Raw genomic sequence first — 22131 nt, 5'->3', positions numbered from 1 at the left:
ATCACTGCCGACAAACGCATAGGTCACATGGGTCATGCTACGCCCCTAACACGCATATGGTTTGTCCAATGCGCTTGTGAGGAATTCATTTCGCTTTTTACTCAATCATTCAAGCCCGTCCATCGTGATCGTTTGCATCCATAAAAACCTTCGGATTTTGTGCAAAAAGTTCAACACGTCCGCACTTCGGACAAAGGTAAGCATCAACTGCCGAAGACCTTCTGTTAGTAAAAGGTCCACCCTTCTTCGATTCCTCCAAAATGATCGTTCCTGAACCAGAATTCACCCACACCTTGACAAGCGATTCACCGCAAGCCCTACAATGTCTGTCCATGCTATCCTCCACTCATCTATCCCCAATGGGCGTCATCGTAGCATTTTTGAGTCAGTTTACCGTGATACAGCTTTTCGTTTTAGCATATCATACGGGATTAAGTAATGTGGTTATGTTCCAAGCATCAAGAGACTTTGATAATATCCGACACGTTGATTCCATCAATCCTGAAACTTTTTTGTTGTCCACAGCAAAGGCGGATGTCGGAAAGGGGTTCTGTGCCGTTTCAACCTTATGCCCTGTCTGTTAACCTTTAGGCCCTGCTCTTTCATCATCCAGTGTTTCCTCAGAAGTTCTTCCGCCTGTTCTTCTCTTGCCGCTTTCAAGTCCAATCGGCAGTAATGAGGTGCTAATTTGATGAGGAACTGCGAATGTCACACTGCAACCGTCATAGAGCCGCTCTTCAAGTTCCCGAACAAAACGATCATATTCAGCAGGGGGTGCTGGCGGAAGAGACTCGTGTGGGTTCGTCATATCGTAGTGTTCCCTTACCGCATTTTTCGCAATTTAAAAGTACAAACAAGACGTGCAATACACCGTCTTAACAGTTTGGATGGGTCAAGCTTCTTAAACATTTGCACCCGTTAGCGACAATAAACTAACCTTAACGACAGTATTTAGTGCAACACTCTTTGACGGGTTACCCATCGCAGTAATATCGAGGTGTGATAGAACAACAACGCTGGAAGACCGCCAGCGAAAGCCAATCGTAATGCATCGGCAACAGGTGTTGGTTTTTTGACAATAACCACCACGGTGCCTGACTTAAAGACATGCCTAATGAGTACGATGAGAAGGATGCCAGCAAGGGCATACAGAATGAATTCCGTTAAATATCTGGATAAGGAAGAATGCAACTTTATTCTGTATATGACGCTATCAATTAGCATTGAGCAGGGTACTCCCCCTAATAAATATGCAGGTATCGCATAGAACTGCGTAATGAGGGCAAACATCCAGATTGATCCCATGACAGGGTCATGCCATGTACCCCAATAGCGAATCGATTCCCCTATGAGGACATATACCCCCACAAGTAAACTGGACACCAAAGCGGTAAGCGCTTTGAACAGCACGTACTTAAAACTTAGTTTCATATCGTGTTCCTTTCCTATATCGTTTATTTCATTCTATCACTCGACCCTTCCGTAAACGCAAATCATTTACGCTATATCGCACAACGTATAGAGCCGCTATGGAACACTCCTGCCCATTTGTGCAATAAGCGTACCACGCAGAAAACACATTTGACATACACCATACATATACATGCCTTGATACGTCGGAATTCGCCCTAACTTACTTGTCCCAACCAACTCTCATTTTATCATCATCACCCTTCCCTTGGTCATTCCAACCAGTTGGTCGGGCGTTAATTCGAAAACCGCTTTGAGATGCCCTGCCGCCTCCCAGATCGGTTTGAACTGGAAGAGATCTTCGTCAATGATGTTGGGGATGGTTTCCTTGTGACCGAGCGTCGGAACTCCGCCTATGACAAATCCTGTACGTTCACGGACGAAATCTGCATCAGATTTCAGCAGTTTATCGTTGGCGAGATTGACCCCGCTTGCAACCTCCAATAACGGGCAGTCCGAGTTCTTCAAACGAAAGATGATGGATTTTGCAATCTGGGCAACCTCACATCCGATGCATCAGCCGCTTCCTAAGCGGTTCGTGTGCTGTCGGGTAATTCTACAACCTTGTTGGTATACCCCAGCCCTAACAACCTGTTTTGTACTTTGTTATGCGTCTTTCAACTGACTCATCACAGTCAATCCCCTCTGCATGATGGGCACCATTCCTCAGGCTTGATTGCGTCAATAATCAAGGAAACAAATTCAAGTTCCCCGTTCTGGTTTCTGTGGTCGAACCTCTTCGAGCGATAAATGAACCCGTCATTCTCGTCCCAGTCGTTGTAATGGAATTCGCCATCTTCATCGCAATATTCCAAGAGGCGCACCTGGAATCCAGCCTCTTCGAACATGCTTTGTAGTGTCCGATATGTATGAACGATTTTATGACCTGCCGCTGGGTGATCGGCTGGGCCAGGACCGCCTATCTTCACAAGATTCTGATACCACTCGTTTCTGAAGAACCCATCAGGCACTGCACATCTTACATATCCACCTGGCTTTAAGAAATCATAGCAGGTCTTAGCGGCTTCGATGCCCTCCTCATACGTCAAGTGTTCCCAAACGTGTTCGGCGAGAATGGCGGAAATTGAATTTGGAGTAAATATGCGTTCCCAATCACTACGTTTCAATAGATTTAACTCGTCCTCTTCTGTGTGCACCCAACCGACGTTGTTCTTGCTTCCGCCAGATCCAACTACCACTCTTAAATCACTGCTCGGTGCCACATTCACCACCATCCAGTTCTTCCTCAGAGTTTCCTCCGCGCGTTCTTCTCTTGCCGCCTCCAAATCCAGCACAAAGCTTCCATCATCATCAGGTTGGTTGAGAATCCCATACAATTCTTCGGCAGTCAGGATCTTTATGACTTCCAATCTGCTCCCCTCCTTTTTGCACTATATACTGGGTCAAAGCTTGTGGGAATACGGTGCAGGGGTTCCCTCAGTCCTGCGTAACCTTAGCCTCGAAACGACGAAAAGGCGGCATTTCGCCACCCTCTGACAAATCTTTTTTCAGCCCCACTTCACAACGGCAGGGGGTCTCCATTTCTATTGCTCCCAGATTATTCAACCTGGGTTCCTACTCTTAACGGTGGTAGGTCACACGACTTTTTGAGGCAGGGATCAGTAAAACAGGCTTAGGGAATTCCTTATTTTTCCGTTCCCACTTGTCCCATCATTGATTCGCACCTGTGCGCCATATTCTCAATTAACCTCTCCGTGACGCGCGGGGAGGAGCCTTGCAAGTTGAACATAGCAGATGGATTGCGTTGGATCAACGATTGATTAAGGGATTCGAGCGAAAGATTTGAAGGACGAAATGCGTATCAGGTTCAAGAAACTTAACCGAAAGCGTTTGTTGAAATGGAACCACAAACGTATCCATAACCTGAAACATTTCTGTATACATTTCTTGAACCCTGTTTAACTTAGCCCCATCTTCTGCCCTTACCGCTCTCTGCCCTCGAACATGCTCCGACATAAAAACAGCTGACCAAAACTTGACTTCATGATAAATTGGAATCAAACCGAAGAAGGAGCGATTCCATGCCTCGTACAATCGAACTTGGCGAAGATGCACTGACGATTCGTTTATCGGGATTGACGAGTATCGCGGCATTTAAGCGCAAAATCGTGATTCCGTACAAGTTCATCGCAAACGTGGATACCGCCGCACCAAACTTACAATCGCTCATTCGGTTAGGTGGCACTTCCATCGGAGATATTCAGGACGGACACTTCTGGCACGGAGAGGATTGGTACTTCCTCTCTTATGAGCATCCTGACAAGGTGATTTCCCTCACATTGAACGACTACTACATCGGAGATCGCCTGTATAAAGTCATCGTTGTCGGTGTGGACAGCCACCAAGACATGAAGGCTATGATAGAAGCAAAGCTTGACCACCATTGATTGGAACTGCACTTTGGTTTAGAACTATATGTAATCTGAAATGGAGCACAATGTTTCATTAACCCGTTACAGAAATGTAAACATCAGTTGAAACGTAAGCGATTCCGTACCCATCCGTGCCTTTATCAATCTTAACATAGGTTGAACAAGAGTCGCTGGGTTTATATGGAATTGATAAAGAACAGGGTTTGGGCATGTAGGATACGGCAGGGACAATAAAAGGTGATGCCGATGTATCGAATGGTTTTGCTGACGATTCTCTGGACATTAACAGTTCTGTTACTGCTGTTCTCGTTTATCAGCTGTGTGGTGGCTCGCATTCCTGCTCTCATCAGTCTGCTGATCGCCGTTGGAGTCACCCTATATCGGAAACGAAGCACCTCCTGGTTGTGGACAGTAACCTGGATCATCGGAATCCTCGTAGCCCTGAGTCCCGTTTATTCGGCTGTCACAGCGCATGGAACTTCGGCAAGCTCGTCGATACAGGCGACAGCACGTCACCATGCCTAAGACTTTCAGGGTAGATAGGCTCGGTGGTGAATAAGGGAACGCAGTCGATAGCAAAACGTTACTTGCTTTACACAGTATAGCTTTGGGAAGTAGTCGATTCCGTTGATGCTCTTCGTGTTGGCGATAGTATTCTTGCTTTTATTCTTAAGCGGTATATTTCAGCTATTGCAGGCTTTGTGGGAATTGAGAGTCGGAAGCAATAGGAACGCATTTGTTGGTAAGGGCATGCTGGGGGTTGGGCTGATAGCGATCTCATTTTTAGTACCGTATCTCGTGATGTTCATGTCATCTGTTCAACATGTTCAACAGGCACAACTGCCATAGTTTCCGTTCTTTCTATGTCACAGGAGATGTGAGGAAGGAGGAACTTGAAGCAGACACAACTACCCTGGATTCGTTTTTCATCATCTGAGACTTTTCGGGGTTCACCGCAGTGGTTGTGACCGAATGAAATGGATATGCCAGCGGAGAAATAACATGCCAAGGAGATAAACTACGCTGGAATACACAATGTTCCATTTGTGAACCGTACTATAGCCAGACCACACGGTTAATAGTTCAAAGCCGTCCGAGAACAACATAACAAAAGTCAAATACGCTACAAACCTCGACCACCTTTGCGGCATGAAGTCCAACCATATTACACCAAATAACATCTCCTTGTTAGGAATGGCGTATGACCTATGTGTCCGTACACTTCAAGAAAGAGTTCTGTACTGTTCAGGAATGAAGGGAATAACGCGGCGGACGGAAGGGATTCGCTGTCTGCCTGGAAACGACAGTCCATCTTTTCAACGAGTGGGGCTCAATCATTCTGAGGTTCAATCCAGACTTTGTATCGTGGCTGTCCATCTACCACATCAATCAATGAATGTACGATCACGGCTGGCATGGATGGGTTGTGGCTTCTGAGGAACTCCGCCCAGCGCGGTATCTGTCGGATCAGAAAATCTACGACCTTTTGATCTGGCGTGGCATAACCGACATTGACGAATCCCTCACCTACGGTATCGGGGTACAGGGAATCCGTCCATTCCTCCGCTTCCCACGCGGAGTCGAACACTCGGCTACCTTCTTTGTAACACCCATGAATGCGGTTGATGATCATTCGTACAGTCACATCCTCAAGAAAAAAGAGGTGTGTAGAATACCGAGAATCACATGGTTATCCATTGTTATGGGTGTTTATGCAGTTTGGTTATCATTCGTTTTAAAGATTCGTACTGGTGGTTAAAACAGATTGACCTAATCATTCAATCCCTTTCCATCGAGAATCTTCTGCATACATTTTTCTATTCTTGACTCACGAGTTTTGGATTGCTTGGGTACTGAAAAATACAAAATGTATGCTCTTTTCCGTCCTGGGGTCAATGCCTCAAAAGCGGTTTTCAAGTCAGGCATTTCATCCAACTTCCGTTGAAACTCCGCAGGCATTGGTTCATGGTTCCCTTTAATCTTCGGTCTCTCGCCTGATTTCTCGACTTCAATGGCTTCATGTATATACTCTTTCAAGATAGGTTCCATCTTGATGATATCCTCTACATTGGTGAAGCGAATCTGACGACCCACCTGCGTATTCTCTCCAGGTTTGACGAGGATACCATAGGCATCCTTCAACAAGGAACCTTTCATAAAGTTCAACGAACAGTATTCTTTAAATGCACTCATCATCACGACGTTTCGCTTCTGGTATGTGTAACAAGGCTGAGACCACTTCAATTCCTCCGTTAGCCCACAGTCAAGGAGGATCGCTCTCAATCTTTTCAATTCATCCTCCCATTTATGGACTTTGCAGTCTGGAGTGCCTCCCAGTTTGCAACGCATGCAACCCTGAGTGAGATATGCATCAACTTTAGGATTCATCGCTTTGTGTGTCATTAAATCCTCCCTCTTTTACATCCTCGTCAAACCACATCTTATTGGATCAGCCCACCCGCGCCATCGAGTAACGGCATTTATATCCGCCTAACATGCGTAGTATTTGCGGTAGTGTGTATATAAATCAGAACGCTAAACACAATCGAGGGGGAGCTTACCATCCCCCTCGTCGTTGAATCGTTTCTCAATCTATCCGCTCATTCGCCCTGCTCTTCCACCGTCTCCACGCTCGCCGCTACTTCGTCATTCGCATTCGGCACTTCATCGCGGACTTTGACATTGAAATGCTTCTCGAATTCCTCGGTCATGATTCTGAGGCGTTTCTGGACATTTTCCTTTTTCGCGCTTCCTGAACTGCACGCTTCGACATACGATTCAGGCGGAGCCTCCAAAAAGCCTCTCGCCCATTCTCCAAACGTCTCCGCAGGAATCTCTATCCCTCTGTGTTGCATGTCGAGCGTCAACTTGAAGAGCATTGGGATATGCACTTTCCGCAAGAGCTTTTCTTTCTCGCTGGGGAAGGCTTCATTCAGGTAGAAGCAAACATTATTGAATTGTGATTTGAATCGATCACGCTGATGGTCATCGCGCAACTTCTGAACAAAGTCCTTCATTTCCTTCTTGCTAAATCCCGTTAGAGGGTCGTTGAGTAGAGCGAGGATTTGCAGAACCAACTCCTGATCGACGAAGTGATTTCTCGCCGCTTTTGACAAATTGATCTTATCCGTGAAGAATGGAACTTTCGCCAAGTTCTCCACGAATTCTAAAGCCGACTTGCCGAGTAATGCCCTCGTCGTCTCAATGGGGCGAAGTGGGACACCATTGTTGAGTCGGCAAAAGATGTCTTCGATCTCCGACTGACTGATTTCATCTACAACGTCGATCTCAAATTGGTACTCCTTAATTCTCTGTTGGAACTCATCCGACAACTGCTTAAATGTCAGTCCCTCTACATCAATACCATCCACACTGGGCTTAGGTGTTTGCGCGAAAGAGAGCGCAAATTCGTCATTGAGAAAAGCAAAAATGCTGGACAGGCGTTGCTTACCGTCCAGAAGGTAAAATACGTTCTCGTCCTTGGTGGCGAATAGATTCGGAATCGGATAACCAGCCAGAACACTGTGGATAAACATCGACTGGCGTTTCACGTCCCAGATGTTCCCCTTTCTTTGTATCGCCAAATCAAAGGACAGCTTTTTCCCCTTATACATCCGTTGCAGTTGCGAAACCTTGTGTTTGACTTTCGATGCCTTCATCTGCGTCACTCCCTGGCGAAATCCTGCTTCTTTTGTGCCCTCACGATGAAAGGACAAAACCAATACAGTTACGTTCTAAACATTTTTCATCGGTATTATAACGCAAAAGTTCAGGGACAAGGGTATTTTATTTGAGGGACATTAGAGAAAATATTTTGATTCCTAACAGGGCACAGTTTGAAGTACATGCAGGCTGTATCGCGGCAGAGGTAGAACGCCAAGGGCGGAAATTCACGGGCGGAGATAACGGCACAGCTTCTCTTGTGTTCGGTAAGTCAAGAGGCGTTCATAGACACGTATGCTTATTTTCCCTTCGATACCTTTCTCCACGCTTTCACGAAACCGTCGGTAGCGGTATCAGGGTATGCCTAATCGCGGCGTTATACGTAGATGGTGGACGGATCAGCATGAGGACGTGACCTCGTGTGTAGACCAAAAGTTGTTCCTGGGCGTCCATTGAGGTAAATCAGAATCCAATTATGATAGAATCGAACCGAAAAGTTGTTCTTCAATCGTTTTATATATAGTGGAGGTTCTCAAGCAGAACAACTTTTTGGTTCCCCATAATGAACTCTGATTTTCTGAATGCGCGTATCTCTACATTGTGTGGTCGCAAAGTCTAAAGTTGCATTTCAACGTTCTGCGGAAAAACGCTCAAAAGATGGCTCATCAGGTCAGCAAGGCTCTTTTTGCGAAATGTTATTCCTATCGTTGGCGAGGCTTGTGTGGATGGTTTTCAACAATGCCCTGCGGTATAGGGGACATGTGACTCTGTGCATACGATTCAACTTCTCTGGATTGTGGGAGTCTGGTCGTCGTGCAACCAAAACGCTCAAGTCTTCAGGAAGGATGGGCATCCTATCCCAATGACGACTAATGCGATTGGCGAAACCCCTAAAGACCACCTCAATCAGCGAAGGATAGGATTCAGTAGTAAGGGACAAAGGCTTCACCGAAGTGTGATACCCGTGGCTATGGCATTTCCAGGGGTCACCCATTACAATATGTGAGGGCTTTCGCAAAGCTAAGTCATAGCGCACTGATGACCCGCAAGAAAGCTTGAACGCCCTGTTTTTCATGTGCTTAGCCACATCTACTCTGTTTCCCTATCCTTCATGGCTTCGTCTGAAAGAATGCCATGCAGAATGTCGCTGTCGTCATCCTCTTCGGTCAATTGAACTGTCCGTCCGAAGAATCTCCACCCTTTGCTCTCCAGTCATTCGATGAATGCATCCGTGAATTCATCTTCAGATACCGTGGTGTATACGTTTCCGATGATACGGATCGTGTTCATATCATCTGGACGTTCGAGAATCCACTTCTTTATGTTGCTTGGTTTTGCTCCGTTGCCTTGATCAATCATGGTATCAGCCTCCTGACGAGTCAGAATAAACAGACAGTGCTTGTCGGGTCGAGGGTCTTGGTGAGGCGCGAGCCTTTCCATACCCTTCAAAAACAACTCCTCTTAGCCCAACAATCCCCGACAAACGCTCCTGACCCACTCATGCTGATGTCTCCAACAGCCCCAAACATCGATCATCCATTCGCGAATCATGGCATCACGCTTGTCCCCAGACGGTTCGTGCAAAACATCCATGACCGTCACGGAATAGGATCTCTGGGGTAGAGATAATGTGTCCCAAGGGTATTTCAAACGCCCCAACAATGTGTGGACACGCTGAACCTGTTTTCCGTTGTATCCATGTTCCACAGCGTAATACAACCCAATTAACGCGAACGCGGTGGTGATATTTTTCATACCATTACCTGAATGCTGGGCGGCGTAGGCATCCACAACATGCTGATGGATGAAGTCGTCTGCCCTATGGCTCAGCGTGTAAGCCGTCAGTTCACTGTATTTTTCATAACACTCCAGCGAAGCGTTGTAGCTATTCCTCTGCAAAATCTGCTGTTTTGGCATTGTCAGTCCGCACCCTGGACAATGGGCGGTCTGTAGGTTGGCATCCATCATTTCAGTGCATACCCCAACGCAACTGCCGAGAAATTGGTTTCAGGCGTCTATGGAGCGGACGAATGTCGTCACATTCCCCAAACAACAACTTCCCTGCGGATTATTGACTTCACACCCACAGCGATCTGCCTGCACCTGTTCAGTGACGTATTGGACGGGATTCTGATTGTTGTGAACTGCTTCCACGATCCGCTCCCTCGTCCACCCAAAGCAATAGCACACAGGAACATCCATCGCCCCATCTTTCTGAAACACAGGCATTTTAAGATCATCTTTGTTGAATGTCTGTCCCTCGGAGAAATAAACAACTGAGCAGTCTGAATTCAGGCAAAATGCGTAAGAAAGTACTGGGTTAAGGTTGGGAAGGGCGTTTGGTGTAAGTAAGGCTTTGAGCGTAATAAGTTGAACGCGCTTCCCATTTTGATGGCATGCTGGGCAGTTTAAAGGATCAGATTTGATGTCTGGTATTTGGCAACAATCATCCATTGGAAATCCTCCACGAAAAACGATATTTCTCAATTACTATCGCCCAGGGTGAGCAACGACACGGAGATCATGAAAGCGAATAGCAATGTAAATGAGCTAAAACGTGCGGGACGGCTCCTCATCCCGTAAGTTAACACATGTCCCTGTCTTTCACATCATTCTTCCACACCCTGGACATTTCTTCAACACATGCCGTCTCGCTCCATCTGCTTAACCCGATTCATCTCCGAACTAAGTTTTCAGTTCAAGTGTCTCCTTCATCCCCATGACTACCTGATCTGGATACAGCTTTTCTCAGATGTTACGCAGTGCCTACAGGAGCTTTATCCGTTGTGTATTGAATCAAGTTCATGGATCTGAGTTTGTTCCTAAGTTGTGTATCTAACGGAGGGCAAGCGATACATAACAAATCCTTTGCTCGACTTAATGCTACATACAAAAGCCGCGTATCATCGTTCTTTGAGTCGATGTCGGGTTTAACAAGTTTTTTGACATCATCTAAATCTGTTAGGTATAGCAGAACCGATTGAAATTCTGCCCCCTTTGCCTTATGAATCGTCCTTACATTGGCACTCTTCTCTTCAGGCAAAGTTAGATTATCCAATAACACTGTCAAGGTCGTTTCATCTGAAAACTGTTTGATTTTTCCGCTGGTAATCTTCTTCAATCCGTAATTCCTTACCTCAAAGAATTGGCGCAGAGATTCATAGAAATCCGTGAATACAATGTCTTCCAGGTTGTTCAGTTCCCCAACCATATATTCAAGCAGATCCACTGCCAAACTCCTCTTTATCAGCGAGCTGATGAGTTGATTCTCCTTAAACGGATTTCTTAGCATTCTATCCCTATTTGATCTAAGTGCTCGTACGATCTCCTTAATGGCAAGTTCCTGTCTGTTATCCATCGCCAACTTGTAACCCGTTAGAATGCCTCGGATGAAAGGTTCACGTTCGGAGGAATCAGCCTCCTCAAAGACCCTCCAGACATCAACCGAATTAGAATTACGGAGTAGCTTTACAGTTTCATTTTTTCGAGCCAGTATGCAATAATCGGAATCCATCCCTAAATGTCTCCGCAATTCATGAAAACACTGAACGATCTGCGTTGGATTCCCATCCTCCTCCAAGAAGTACACCTCATGGACACTGTTATGCCTAATAGTCGATTGGGTTACATCATCCGCGTCACGCAAGAAGTTCAGCAATTCTACAATCCTGGTTCCACTTCTCCGATTGTTCTCAATCACGTATGTAGATTGATTTGGAAGTGTGAAATTAACGAAGGCTTCGCGAGAGGCTCCTTGAAAGCTATAAATAGACTGTGCTGGATCGCCAATAACGCCTACTATACTCCCAGCATTGGCGAACCATTTTACAATTTCTACTTGAATTGTATTTGTGTCTTGAAACTCATCCAAGAATAAAAATGGATACTTTCCGACCAAATGACTGAGGATGATCGGGTACTTGTTTAAAATCGTATGAGAAAAATAAAGCACGTCTTCATGATGAATTATTCCCCGTTCCCAGAACGCTTGTTTATACAGGGGTAAGTCTGAGTACCGAATCTTTAGTCCCTGCTTGTCCTCTGGTCTTGGACGGAGAGCGATGTTATTACCATCGAGTTGCCATTGTAAACCCTCCAGATATTTCTTAACCTTTAGACTATCCCCGATATGCCAATTATTAGCCTTTTCATGCCATTTACGTAACGCCCATTTACTCGCGACATTATCGGAATGACCATCCATGGCTTTTACATCAACTGATATCCCGTTTTCATCATCATTCAAAAGATAAAGGTACGGCTTCACTACGTTTGTATAAAGAAAACTGTGAATTGTTGAGACCTCTACTTTGTCCTGGTATCCCCCTAACCGTTTTCTAATCTCTTCTGCACCGATAGTCGTGTATGTAATACAGGCAATCCTTGAGGTCTTATGCAGGGTCGTGGCATTTTGAAGTACATTCTTGATGTGCTCTACAAGCCAATGCGTCTTACCTGCCCCTGGACCAGCAATAACTTTGAAATGGTTATACATATCAGTTATTCTTTCATCAGAGGCGATGGTTATCACGTTATTCATGATTGTCACCCGTACTGGAGTCTTTGTGGCATACCCATTCAAGAGCTTTACAAATGTGAACTGGAACTTTTACTTCGATTGCTGTTCGCTCCTTCATTCGACTTGCTAAGTCAAATGCAAGTTCACCTTTTCGCCCCTCGGCATAGAGAAGGAAACTTGAGGCATATTTTGCCTTTTCTTTGTCCTCTTGCTCCCAGTCGCAATCGTTAAGTTCATCTACCTCCGTAATTTCGACTTCCTTGGTGAAGAGAAGCTCGTTACTTGGATTCTCCCACGCCAAGTCATACTCAAACGTCTTTCCTCTTTCCCCTTTGAAGTAGATACCAACATTTGATCGCTCACCTGTTTGAAGTAGAAGGTTTTCTATTGCGCTTGATCTTCCTTTGTATTCATAGGAGGTATTATCGTTACGTATTTCGAATGGCCAACACTGTTCCCATCTCCGCATTTTTCCATCTTCTCTGTCAGTTCTCTTCTTCATAGGATCTGTGTCTACGATACAACCTACTCGCTTCTCCAACGCATATTGTTGATATTCGGGCTTGACACCTGCTCCAAACAGCTTAATAAAATGCTTGAAAGTCAATGCATCTACTCTGACCAGCGAGACATGATGTTTGTCCAAATCACAGTCTATTCTTTCAGCCAATACAGGGAGTAAAATTAGCTCCGCCATTCCTTCTACCAACAAGACTGACGTTGCAAATAACATCGCCGACTTCGTTGCATCAAGAAATCGCTCAACATATTTTTTTGATTGTTGGTCCTCATCGGAAAACACCCTGCCTGGGTACTTGGGAGTCGGCTGTGAACCGTCGCTTCGTTCCAAACAAATAATCGGATCTAATCCGACAGCAGAAGTGATTTGGGTAGAATGAGTTGTAATAAAGATTTGCCTGCTGACGTTTTGACGCGTAACTTCCTCCTTGAGAAACTTCAAGAAATTGTATTGCAGGGCTGGATGAAGGTGCGCTTCAGGTTCTTCAATTAGTAATATCGGAAATGTCTTCGCGTTGTCACCGTAATCGTTAGAAGTAATCACTGTAAACTTAGATAGAATCATGGAAATATAAATCAGATTATTATACCCCATCCCGTTGTTAACAATGGGAATCTCAATCCCTGTCTGATCTTTAACAATGAGCCGTAGAGTCGATAATACGTCACTTTCCTCCAAACTGCCGTCTAATGTGGGTACCCCTCCTACTGATGCACCTGTCTTCTCGGCGAAGTCTAAAATCTCCTTTTGATTGACGCGACCAATCAGATTACGTACCAAAATTTCAGAGTGCTCAGCAAAATCATCATCATTGCCTGTATTCGTATCCGTTGATTCTGTGTGGTTATCTTTGAAATACTCAAGCAGTTGCCTTAACAAACTATTTTTCCCCGTAGATAATTTACTCTCAACATCCCGAAGAGCGTCTAACGTTTCGCAATGGATTTTATCCAGATAATCAGCTTCCGCACGAATGTTATTGACTATATTTCCACCATAAATCCTGCTAACATAACGCTTTAGAGTTCGTTCAACCAATCTCCAGCGTTCTTTCTGATTCGATGTCTTATCGTATTCTTCGAGGTAAGACGCATGGTATTGCTCTGGAAGAAAAAATCTGTAAGTTAATTCAGCCTCCCAAGGCGACTCCAACTTCGTCAGCCAACTTGCAACGATTGCTTTATCATCAACCGTATCCGTTTTCGAGGACCGTAAGGTTGCTGTAATATTAACCTCTGGAGGCGTTGACAAATCAACTCCTTTATAAAAATCATCTACAGAGTTAGATTTGGTAGTTCCCCGCTTAAAGACCAACTCCAACGCCTTAATTACCGTGGTTTTCCCTGCGTTATTGCTTCCAATTAACACGTTCAAACCATCATTAAATTCGATAGTGCAGTCCTTGAAACATCTAAAGTTCTGAATGCGTACCTTGGATATATACATGAGACCACCTCACCTCCACATACACTCTTGGTTACATTCTCCTATTTTCCGCCTTCAGAAAAATGACGCACTATCAATATGACTACTTCTTTCTTGCCGCCAATCGATTATGTACAAATCGAATCTGCGGGTCACTGATATTCGCGTTATTGATCAATTCGTAAACACGGTTGATGTCTGAATCAGACAAAATCGGCTCTGACATTTCAGATCTAAATCTCAGTAGCTTCCTCTCGATGTAGTTGGACAGTTCCACATCATAAATCACCAGTTCGTTCGACTGGATTTTCCGTAATTCTGGGTCTACGCTAAACCGACATCGAAGCGTGAACGATATTATGGACACGAAAGTAAGGTTCTTGAATTCAGATAAGATGTTTTCTAATACCTTGATGTGCCCGTAATTTTGCCGCAGTGGATTGTATGGATTAAATCTGCCGCTGACATTCCAACGTTTATCAGTTCGCTTCCCTTTGATTTCGCCCTTATAATTCTTTGTCTCAATCACAAACAGACCATATGGCGTGATAACAACATGGTCGATTTGAGAATATCCCGTCCTGGACTTGGGATTACGAATCAGCACGTCGCTGATGTACCTAATTTCTTTTGGCATTTGGCGAAGCTGGACATCAATCTTGTACTCTCCCAACTCACCAATGTGTGAAGGGTCTACTCTTCTCTTTTGTTGTTTGGTATTCGCTACGGTGCCTTTCGCTCTTGCCTTGTCTTGTTTATCCGATCTTCTAAATAGTGATGCTAATTTAGCCCAAAACATCGATTATCCCCCAACGTTACCCTCATAAACTCTTCGAATGGACTGCTGTAATCAATTGGATTTCCCATTTGGACAATACCTTGAATCCTCAGCTCCCTGAATGATATCTGCTGACTACATCTCATCCCGATGCAATTTATATACTCCGCGTTCAATCCTTTCGAAGTCATTGTAAACAGTCCCATGATGACTCGGAGCGTTTAGACAACAACGCGAAGTAACGTGTGTTCGGATAGTTGACTCTGGGTACATGGTTTGTCTTTCCTTCATAAAATCAACGACCTCTTGTACCGTAAAACGATTTATCCCTCGCCGCTCGATAATAAACCGAGCGGCTGTTAAAACTTCGTCTCAGCAGGACGAGTTTCGTGGTAAGCCACTCCGTACATCGGATGATTCTGGCTTACTGCTCCTTGCCCCTTCGTTGACCGCTCTGTCTGTAGCCCCGTTCTTCCCCCTCGCGATATTCCATTCGGAATTCAACGTCTCAATCAGTGTCCTCTCGACCTCGAACCTGTCTTTTGTTTCATGGAAATACAGCTTGATATCGGCACTTTCATTAGCCGCCATATAGATGTGGTGGTTGATCCTACAGTTCGTCGGCTGACCGCCTACGAAACAATTTCTCGGCGAAATGTTTCCGTATCCCATGTTGAACCGATGACCCAGGTTCTCACATTCACCTACATACTTAACTGCACCGTTAACACGAATGAGGTATACCCCTTCTACGGAGAGCCTGGGAATTGTGAATCGGCAAAAGGGACCTGTTCCATATTGATGTAACGGCAGGTTCTCCCGATTTTCATATGCCTGCTGGGGAAAGAACGTCCTCACCTTTCCATCGACTTTATCAGGTACGATGTCGCGAATATGATCAAATCGGAGGTTGTCCACATAGAGATTCTCCACGAAAACACCTCCTCGTATTGTCTCGTAATCATGCGTCAGACGACTTTAACTCCTCATTCGCATCACTTGGATTGCGTTCTTGGAGCAAATGCCGAAATATAGCCTTGCGCCACTTGAATCTGTTCCACGGTTAGTCCTGTTCGCTCCGCTTGTTCCTTTAGCGTGAGGTTTATAATGGAGCCATCCTCATTCACGCTATGAAGGTACTTTACGACCGAGGTAGTTGCACCATTTTGCCATACATCTCGCTTCAGAACAGTGTACGCTCCTCTACCTTCCTGCCGAATGAAACCATGCTTAATTAACCGCTTAATGTGGTTTGAAACCATCGGTTGATTGGTTCCAACAATTTCTGCGATGTAGTATTGAGATAGTCGTGCGAATCCGTCCGCATCCGACTTCGCCGCCATAACATCGATGATTTTTTGGTCAAGTGCATCTCGTTCCATCATCGGTTTCAGAAACTCACGAAACTTTGCGGGTATTTGCTCAAAGTCCAGTTCGTGCACTTGAAGTCCCCTTCCAAACTGACTGCTCTCACCTGCACCAACACAACTCTTGCACTCTGCCAATTCCATCTATTTCTATGGTAGCATAACCTGGAAAGGGAGATTTGATAGGGTTGTGCGTACTCTGATACAACGTATTTAACATGAATAAGGGAGTTCTGCAGGGGTTATCGACTTAATTCTCAAAGCAGGGAATTCTTCTCCTGCGCTGACAGAAGGTGTTTTAGTGTCAAGTCACATATGGATTCTTATATACACCCTGTTTGTTGTGGTGATCCAAATTCAAGCCTTATACGAGGGACTGCGAAAGAAACGTAGACAGGTCATCAAGCCCGATTTACATGCAACACCAAGCCTAATATTCGTTTCTCTTTTTGGTCTCTTTGTAGTTCGGTGGTTTCTGTTTTTTATTGCCTGCATCCTCCTGCCAAATCTTTTCACCATCATTACTGCTTGTATCCTTTTCGTGTCGCGTTTGTGGGTCTTTCTGATCGACGCATTCGATCACGATGGAAACGCCAAGCAACTATCCCCTGCAAGAAACACGTTTTCGACTGTCGTTGGTGTTTTTGAAACAGCCTTCGTTGTTTATTTCTTGATCGCATATTTTCTAATATAGTCACTTCGGTTTTGTCTATCGTTGGAGGTGAACATTTTGGTGCGTTGGGTTATCTCAATCGTTTTCGGAGCACTTGCGGGCTTGGCTGAGTATTTTCTACTTATTCATACGCCGATTGTTGCGGTTTTGGTCGGTCTGAACTTTATGCTCACTTTCGCTTTGGCGAGAGTAAAGGTTCCATTTTGGACAAAACGCTGTGGTACATCAACTTCGTTGGAATCTTATCGGGACCATCTTTGTCAGGCTCTTATCACTTGCGTGTAGGGGTATCGATTTTAGTATTGAGTACAGGGTGGGCAGTATTGTCCCTTGCAAGCCGACGTTCCGTCGCTTGATTCTCGCGGTCAATTAAAGAACACCAGGCATTACAGGGCGATAATGCTTGTAAAGTGAGCCATGGAAAACACCGAAGGGGTGAAAATCAATGAAGAAAGCCTCCATCTATCCCAATGAAGCATTTGTTGTTGAATCTGTTGCCGATTACTTCACCACCCACAGCTACAGAACTGCATTCGCACAGAACAACTTCGAACCAGACTTAATCGCTGTAAATGAAGAGGATAGAAGTGATTATTGGACGATTGAAGCCAAAGGACATACCGCCAGCATAACCACCGACCACAACACAGCACTTGGTCAAATCCTTAAACGAATGACCGACAGGAACAAGAAGTATGCAATCGCCGTCCCTGAAACCCCACAAATGGTCAGGGAATGCCGCAAAGTACCCCTGTGGTTAAAGCAATCCATCGGGCTATACGTTATTTTCGTTGACGAAAAGGGGCAAATATCGATCTACGCACCTGACCAGCAAATTTAGGCGCAATTCTCTGTTCGGATGCCATGCGGGACGGGACACGAGAGGTGCGCCGTCGCCGCTCTCTCAACCATTCGCCAAATTCAATTGCCATGACACACCGAACTTGTCAGCCACCCACCCAAAATTCCTACTGAAAGGGTACGTCGTCAAGGGCATCAAAATCTTCCCATCTTGAGCAAGAGCCGTAAATAGCCTTTCAATCTCATTATCTGAATCACACGTTACATATATGGAGATCGACGGGGTGAAGCTGAAATTATGTTTCACGTAACTGTCAATGCACATAAACTCTTGACCATGTATTGAAAATGTAGCTTGTTTAACCGTTCCCTCTACCCCATCCTCATTGGCTCCATAACGTGAAATGCTTGTTATTTGTGCGTCATCAAACACGGAGGTGTAGAAGTTCATCGCTTCCTCTGCCTTGCCTTCAAACATTAAAAAGGTCGTGATTTTTGCCATAGGGAACACTCCTCCCACTCGTCCCGTCCGTTGTTATCAACGGTTGAACCCCTCATTCGCACACAAATCAGTATCCCCACTGCTTCTTCTCGTCAGGAGAAAGCCTGTTAAATATGTCAGAATCAACGGTTAACCCGTGACTGAGTTCCGCTGGAACGGATTCTAATTCCGAACTGTTCAATATTGCGTCGATGCAAGCCTTTGAACCTCCAACATATGTCCAGCACAAATCAACATCCGTGGCAACACACCAGGACTTGTCGTCAGGAAACCAATATTCAGGTGGTTCCCGATGTTCGTCAATACCCAGATCCCGTGTATCATCAATACCGCCATAGTACGGCAGATAATTGCGATGGGGTCTCTGTACGCGAGGTTGCGACGTTGGGAGTATGCTCCCATATCCATCCCACACCAGATACCATATCTTCTCTGGAGTTGTCGTGAAGGGGCGAAGTGTATGTGAAAGCGTATCCGCATGACTGAGTGGCATGTGATAGGGTACTTGACCATCCCATGGCATTGGGGCACCCCTGCTTCCGTGCACTGGTGTTGCAATGGACTCAAATTACATAGCAAGATGATAGGTGCGTCCTGCCCATGTGGCAATTTCAGCCCAGGACACGTAACCTGATATACTTTGTGCTGGATGCAGGATTCGCGCATAGGCTTCATATCCTCGCGGAACGACGGAACCAGCTAAGTAGCTTTCAAACGGAAATAGCCTGTTGACCAGCCAGTGCGCTACAGATAAATCATCTGAAGGAGTGACCATGCACAATCCTCCAATGGAACTTCTGGTTTCAGGGATATGAGGGAGTGTTCGTTATTTTGATGTAACCACGCAAAACACTTTATCGTTCTTCAAGATTTGGTGTTCACTACAAACCCTTCAATATTCCCAAGTTTTACGATTTGTTCTTTTGTCATCCCTTTGGTATCAAGGATGAATTGTCCTGTTATCTTATAAGTAGCGTTTGGTGCCAAAGACTTGTTTACGGTAATCAGGGTGCTACCTGAAAGAACATGGTTCAGTAACGAACTCGGCAACTTTACTCTTACGTTTGTGACATACACGGTGCGGTTCGTGTTATTCCATATGGTCGCTGAAAAAGACATCTTTTGTTTGTCAAAACCCGTATCACTTGAACTCACCGCTCCAATTCCACTGCTCCACCCATTTACTGCAACAGATGGCTGGGGTTTAGGTGTGTTCAACGCATTCTCGTTTCGTAGCCACGTAACACCCACGATTACCACAACAACCAAGATTACAAGCGTTACCCATCTTCTCAATGGCATCATCCCCCTTACTCCCACAATAACAACTAATATCCATGCATAACTGACCGCCGCGTTTTTCTACATTTCTAAACTGCGGGATACGCTGTAAGACAAGAAACGATTACAGTTACCACGTCATGTGTTTGTTGAAATACTCCCAGGTTTCCCGCCACAGTAAAACCGAATTTGTTGATCCAGGTCGAGGAAAAGTCCACTGACCTATTATCTCTCCATTCTTGACCGTTCCCATCAGGTATAAAAACGTATACACCGTTGAGCCTTGATAGTCATTCAGTGTAAAGTTGGTTCTGTCATAACGACTTACATCTTCGTCCACTAAAATCTCCTGTAGTTTCAGTAGAATCGGTGTCCAACCATTCGACGACAATCCCACGATTTCTTGAATCTTGAACAGCGTCAGTAGCTCTTTACTGTTCGGCTTTACGTCAATCACCAATGCATTCCCATCTAAACTCAGGGTTCGGATGAGATCCGAAACGTGTACATACCATTCAAACGGTTCAGTTGAACCGCTACTCAGTTTTTGCCTAAGATATTGGACTATTAAGCCCGATCTATTCCCAGCCAGTGCGACTTGGTTTCGTCTTTCAAAGGTCGTAGATAGTCCATTCGTCTCTTCTTGATACATGAAATACATCCTGGGTACCCCCCTTTTTGCCCGCACTTAGTCCCATCACTTCATCACCATATTCCAGGAAACATTCTCCACGTCCGCTTCCGATACTCTAAGTATTTCTCCCCGAAATGTTGAACCAGGACTTTCTCCTCAACCCGAATTCTGTACGCATAGATCAGCAACAAGCCGATGCCACACAACAGGACTCCCCACCAGGTTCGAAGACCAAGCCCTATGCCCACGGCTGTAATAAACCCACCCGTATAAGCGGGATGTCGAATCCGACGGTATAGCCCTGATTGCACGATCTCTTGGTTTGAAACCACCCCGACAACAGGGGAGAAGAACCGTCCAAGTTGGATGATCGCAGTGAATCGAATGATCATGCCCGCAATCATCAAAACGTAGCTTATATACTGCGTCCATCGTGGTAGAATCCCCAGGTGACGTATCGAGAAAGTAATCGATATGAACAAAAGCACATACATCCCGATCATGATTAACGCGGCTGAACCACGGTCATCGTTCTGCTTCCTTGGCTGTCCGCGTCGAAGCATTCGGGCACGCACCCAGGATATAGTCTCTAAAACGACCCACAAATAAAACAATATCCAGAACCATGCGCCCTCATATGAGTAGACATTCATTGATAAACCTCACACTCTATCGCATCGTGTCAACAACGTCATCATTATAGAGTACAAATTGCCCTAAATTGGCGAAATGTCGTTAAATGCTTCTTTCAGAGAATGACAGCACGAATATGACCTGGTTCACTCTTCCGATCACCCTACCCATCCTATCTGTCAAATAGAGTTATGAAACCAACTCTCTTATTCCATCTTTTTACATATTCTTGTTCTTGCGTTATGATGTTTAAAGCTGAGTGGATGAATAGTTTGTGATGCGGTTGTTAGGTTTGGACGGGAACGGGGAAAGCAACTTTACGTCAGACTACCGCGTGGGTAGAAGGAGATGGCTTACCAGTGACGGACGATATGGAACGGTTCATTGACGAGTTTCGGCAACAGGTTAGACGGGAGACCCTCGAAATGGTAGCATCGCGATTGATGAACAGTCTTCCCGTTCACGTCATCGCGCAGGTCTGCCAATTAACAGTCAGCCAAGTTGAGCACTTGCGTGTAAAGGCGGGACTGCCCGAACAAGAGAGACCACGCCGAATGCTCCTCGACGAACCCATTGCCAAGACAACCGTCCCCATGGCTCTGAGTACAAAACATGTGCTACAGAGGCACAAAGAGGCGACAGACAAACTGAAACGATACCTGCAAAAACGGAGAGATGCTGAGTGGTAAATGATAAGGATTGGGATGACCACTTTCCCGATGGCGTATACGCCGTATCCCCAGACCCGAACTCGCCTCGTTTAATGGTTCGTAAACTGGTCGATTATTGTAAAGAACATGGAATCCCGCTGTCAGATATTCAACGCTTGCCCCCAGAAGTGATGAAACAGTTTCTTGTTTATCCGACCAAGGACGGAACACAGGACGAAAAGAAACCTAAATAGTCCCGCAAATACGGAGCTGGAGGTCAGAGGAACACACATGACTTTGGGATGTTATGCTATGCCCAAAGTACAAGTTGCAACATTGGCGAGAACCAAATCACCTCATCTCGAATCATAAAGGGTGAATACCGAGAAAGAGGTGTGAAGCATGAGCGTATCAGAGTTGGTACTTGATTGTCGTAATGGGAACCGCGAAGCTTGGACTGCCTTAGTCAATTTGTTTCGACCAAAGGCGGTCAATTGGGTACATCAGTTCTGTAGAGATCGGCACACCGCAGAAGATGTTGTGCAGGACAGCTTACTATTGGCGGCGCGTCATTTGTCTGAACTGCGTAATCCGCAGGCGTTTGAAAGTTGGTTTTTTCAAATCGTGAAGACCCAAGCGTTCCGTTTCTTAAATAAAGAGAACAAGCGAAAGACGGAATCCATGGTCGAAATCTCGGACAACAGCAATGTTGAGGCAGATGTCCTCCTGAAAATAGAGTTTGAGAAGGCGTATTCAAAACTGCCCCTGGATCTTCAGCAAGTGTTTCTTCTCGCGGGTATCCATCAATGGACGGTCAATGAA

Annotated in this window: 30 protein-coding genes; 7 read left to right on the top strand and 23 right to left on the bottom strand. The window is 45.3% G+C overall.

Annotated elements, in window-relative coordinates:
• Window positions 1–580 precede the first annotated feature (580 nt).
• From BUA75_RS10245 to BUA75_RS10225, 5 genes are all read right to left on the bottom strand, one after another.
• A complete protein-coding gene (locus BUA75_RS10245; protein ID WP_072874513.1) occupies window positions 581–808 on the bottom strand; it encodes a hypothetical protein in 228 nt (75 codons plus the stop codon).
• A 143-nt stretch (window positions 809–951) separates the two neighbouring features.
• Window positions 952–1224, bottom strand: coding sequence for a hypothetical protein (locus tag BUA75_RS15645; protein ID WP_129583605.1), 273 nt, complete (start codon window positions 1222–1224; stop codon window positions 952–954).
• A 429-nt stretch (window positions 1225–1653) separates the two neighbouring features.
• Window positions 1654–1938 (bottom strand): YbaK/EbsC family protein, encoded by a 285-nt coding sequence (locus BUA75_RS16280; protein ID WP_242650301.1) that lies wholly within the window; start codon window positions 1936–1938, stop codon window positions 1654–1656.
• Window positions 1939–2105: 167 nt separating this feature from the next.
• On the bottom strand, window positions 2106–2807 hold the full coding sequence (locus tag BUA75_RS10230) for a class I SAM-dependent methyltransferase (RefSeq protein ID WP_341350432.1): 702 nt from the start codon (window positions 2805–2807) through the stop codon (window positions 2106–2108).
• A gap of 433 nt (window positions 2808–3240) precedes the next feature.
• Complete coding sequence (locus BUA75_RS10225) at window positions 3241–3525, bottom strand: hypothetical protein (protein ID WP_207549746.1); 285 nt, start codon at window positions 3523–3525, stop codon at window positions 3241–3243.
• Between BUA75_RS10225 and BUA75_RS10220 the strand changes: the two genes are divergently transcribed.
• Complete coding sequence (locus BUA75_RS10220) at window positions 3513–3878, top strand: hypothetical protein (RefSeq protein ID WP_072874510.1); 366 nt, start codon at window positions 3513–3515, stop codon at window positions 3876–3878. The two genes, BUA75_RS10225 and BUA75_RS10220, sit on opposite strands and share 13 nt — an antisense overlap.
• Window positions 3879–4109: 231 nt before the next feature.
• Entirely contained in the window at window positions 4110–4388 is a 279-nt protein-coding gene (locus BUA75_RS15640) for a hypothetical protein (protein WP_165611994.1), read from the top strand.
• Between the two features lie 805 nt (window positions 4389–5193).
• Here the strand turns inward: BUA75_RS15640 and BUA75_RS10210 are convergent.
• The 12 genes from BUA75_RS10210 to BUA75_RS10155 all read right to left on the bottom strand — a co-directional run bounded on the left by BUA75_RS10210 (window position 5194) and on the right by BUA75_RS10155 (window position 16210).
• Window positions 5194–5451: a hypothetical protein gene (locus tag BUA75_RS10210; RefSeq protein ID WP_165611993.1), complete on the bottom strand. Its 258-nt coding sequence runs from the start codon at window positions 5449–5451 to the stop codon at window positions 5194–5196.
• Window positions 5452–5633: 182 nt separating this feature from the next.
• A complete protein-coding gene (locus tag BUA75_RS10205; protein WP_072874507.1) occupies window positions 5634–6266 on the bottom strand; it encodes a YdeI/OmpD-associated family protein in 633 nt (210 codons plus the stop codon).
• 197 nt (window positions 6267–6463) lie between these two features.
• Entirely contained in the window at window positions 6464–7522 is a 1059-nt protein-coding gene (locus BUA75_RS10200; RefSeq protein ID WP_072874506.1) for a DUF262 domain-containing protein, read from the bottom strand.
• A 1216-nt stretch (window positions 7523–8738) separates the two neighbouring features.
• Window positions 8739–8885, bottom strand: a complete 147-nt coding sequence (locus BUA75_RS15895; RefSeq protein ID WP_165611992.1) for a hypothetical protein — start codon at window positions 8883–8885, stop codon at window positions 8739–8741.
• 102 nt (window positions 8886–8987) lie between these two features.
• A complete protein-coding gene (locus BUA75_RS10185; protein WP_278247864.1) occupies window positions 8988–9491 on the bottom strand; it encodes a DUF5946 family protein in 504 nt (167 codons plus the stop codon).
• 42 nt (window positions 9492–9533) lie between these two features.
• On the bottom strand, window positions 9534–9980 hold the full coding sequence (locus tag BUA75_RS16540; RefSeq protein ID WP_040289969.1) for a putative iron-sulfur cluster-binding metallochaperone: 447 nt from the start codon (window positions 9978–9980) through the stop codon (window positions 9534–9536).
• A gap of 301 nt (window positions 9981–10281) precedes the next feature.
• Window positions 10282–12066, bottom strand: coding sequence for a UvrD-helicase domain-containing protein (locus BUA75_RS10175; protein WP_072874503.1), 1785 nt, complete (start codon window positions 12064–12066; stop codon window positions 10282–10284).
• Window positions 12059–14011 carry an ATP-dependent nuclease gene (locus BUA75_RS10170; protein ID WP_006446616.1) on the bottom strand — a complete coding sequence of 651 codons (1953 nt, stop codon included), beginning with the start codon at window positions 14009–14011 and terminating at the stop codon, window positions 12059–12061. Before BUA75_RS10170 ends, BUA75_RS10175 begins: the two co-directional genes overlap by 8 nt.
• Window positions 14012–14093: 82 nt before the next feature.
• A complete protein-coding gene (locus tag BUA75_RS10165; RefSeq protein ID WP_072874502.1) occupies window positions 14094–14789 on the bottom strand; it encodes a nuclease-related domain-containing protein in 696 nt (231 codons plus the stop codon).
• A gap of 114 nt (window positions 14790–14903) precedes the next feature.
• Window positions 14904–15095 carry a DUF7669 domain-containing protein gene (locus BUA75_RS16535; protein ID WP_423219873.1) on the bottom strand — a complete coding sequence of 64 codons (192 nt, stop codon included), beginning with the start codon at window positions 15093–15095 and terminating at the stop codon, window positions 14904–14906.
• A 45-nt stretch (window positions 15096–15140) separates the two neighbouring features.
• Window positions 15141–15701 carry a GIY-YIG nuclease family protein gene (locus BUA75_RS10160; protein ID WP_072874501.1) on the bottom strand — a complete coding sequence of 187 codons (561 nt, stop codon included), beginning with the start codon at window positions 15699–15701 and terminating at the stop codon, window positions 15141–15143.
• Window positions 15702–15763: 62 nt separating this feature from the next.
• Complete coding sequence (locus BUA75_RS10155; RefSeq protein WP_072874500.1) at window positions 15764–16210, bottom strand: helix-turn-helix domain-containing protein; 447 nt, start codon at window positions 16208–16210, stop codon at window positions 15764–15766.
• A gap of 655 nt (window positions 16211–16865) precedes the next feature.
• Here BUA75_RS10155 and BUA75_RS10145 point away from each other — a divergent pair.
• Both BUA75_RS10145 and BUA75_RS10140 read left to right on the top strand, forming a co-directional pair.
• Window positions 16866–17093 carry a hypothetical protein gene (locus BUA75_RS10145; RefSeq protein ID WP_072874498.1) on the top strand — a complete coding sequence of 76 codons (228 nt, stop codon included), beginning with the start codon at window positions 16866–16868 and terminating at the stop codon, window positions 17091–17093.
• 160 nt (window positions 17094–17253) lie between these two features.
• Window positions 17254–17649 carry a hypothetical protein gene (locus BUA75_RS10140; protein WP_072874497.1) on the top strand — a complete coding sequence of 132 codons (396 nt, stop codon included), beginning with the start codon at window positions 17254–17256 and terminating at the stop codon, window positions 17647–17649.
• A gap of 63 nt (window positions 17650–17712) precedes the next feature.
• Here BUA75_RS10140 and BUA75_RS10135 read toward each other — a convergent pair whose 3' ends face one another.
• The 6 genes from BUA75_RS10135 to BUA75_RS10110 all read right to left on the bottom strand — a co-directional run bounded on the left by BUA75_RS10135 (window position 17713) and on the right by BUA75_RS10110 (window position 20679).
• On the bottom strand, window positions 17713–18111 hold the full coding sequence (locus BUA75_RS10135; RefSeq protein ID WP_072874496.1) for a VOC family protein: 399 nt from the start codon (window positions 18109–18111) through the stop codon (window positions 17713–17715).
• Between the two features lie 67 nt (window positions 18112–18178).
• The gene (locus BUA75_RS10130; protein ID WP_072874495.1) at window positions 18179–18634 is read right to left on the bottom strand and encodes a hypothetical protein; all 456 of its coding nucleotides are present in this window, start codon (window positions 18632–18634) and stop codon (window positions 18179–18181) included.
• Between the two features lie 45 nt (window positions 18635–18679).
• Entirely contained in the window at window positions 18680–18886 is a 207-nt protein-coding gene (locus BUA75_RS10125; RefSeq protein WP_072874494.1) for a hypothetical protein, read from the bottom strand.
• Between the two features lie 89 nt (window positions 18887–18975).
• Entirely contained in the window at window positions 18976–19416 is a 441-nt protein-coding gene (locus BUA75_RS10120) for a hypothetical protein (RefSeq protein ID WP_072874493.1), read from the bottom strand.
• Between the two features lie 106 nt (window positions 19417–19522).
• Window positions 19523–20053 (bottom strand): hypothetical protein, encoded by a 531-nt coding sequence (locus BUA75_RS10115; RefSeq protein ID WP_072874492.1) that lies wholly within the window; start codon window positions 20051–20053, stop codon window positions 19523–19525.
• Window positions 20054–20097: 44 nt separating this feature from the next.
• A complete protein-coding gene (locus tag BUA75_RS10110) occupies window positions 20098–20679 on the bottom strand; it encodes a methyltransferase family protein (RefSeq protein WP_072874491.1) in 582 nt (193 codons plus the stop codon).
• A gap of 339 nt (window positions 20680–21018) precedes the next feature.
• On the opposite strand from BUA75_RS10110, the gene BUA75_RS10105 reads away from it, so the two are divergent.
• From BUA75_RS10105 to BUA75_RS10095, 3 genes are all read left to right on the top strand, one after another.
• Complete coding sequence (locus BUA75_RS10105) at window positions 21019–21348, top strand: hypothetical protein (RefSeq protein ID WP_072874490.1); 330 nt, start codon at window positions 21019–21021, stop codon at window positions 21346–21348.
• A complete protein-coding gene (locus BUA75_RS10100) occupies window positions 21342–21563 on the top strand; it encodes a hypothetical protein (RefSeq protein WP_072874489.1) in 222 nt (73 codons plus the stop codon). The genes BUA75_RS10105 and BUA75_RS10100 overlap by 7 nt, the downstream gene beginning before the upstream one ends.
• Before the next feature lie 148 nt (window positions 21564–21711).
• A partial coding sequence (locus BUA75_RS10095) for an RNA polymerase sigma factor (RefSeq protein WP_072874488.1) occupies window positions 21712–22131 on the top strand: 420 nt, incomplete at its 3' end.

Source organism: Alicyclobacillus tolerans, assembly GCF_900142255.1.
Lineage (GTDB): Bacteria > Bacillota > Bacilli > Alicyclobacillales > Alicyclobacillaceae > Alicyclobacillus_I > Alicyclobacillus_I tolerans.
This window is presented reverse-complemented; position numbering and strand designations above follow the sequence as displayed.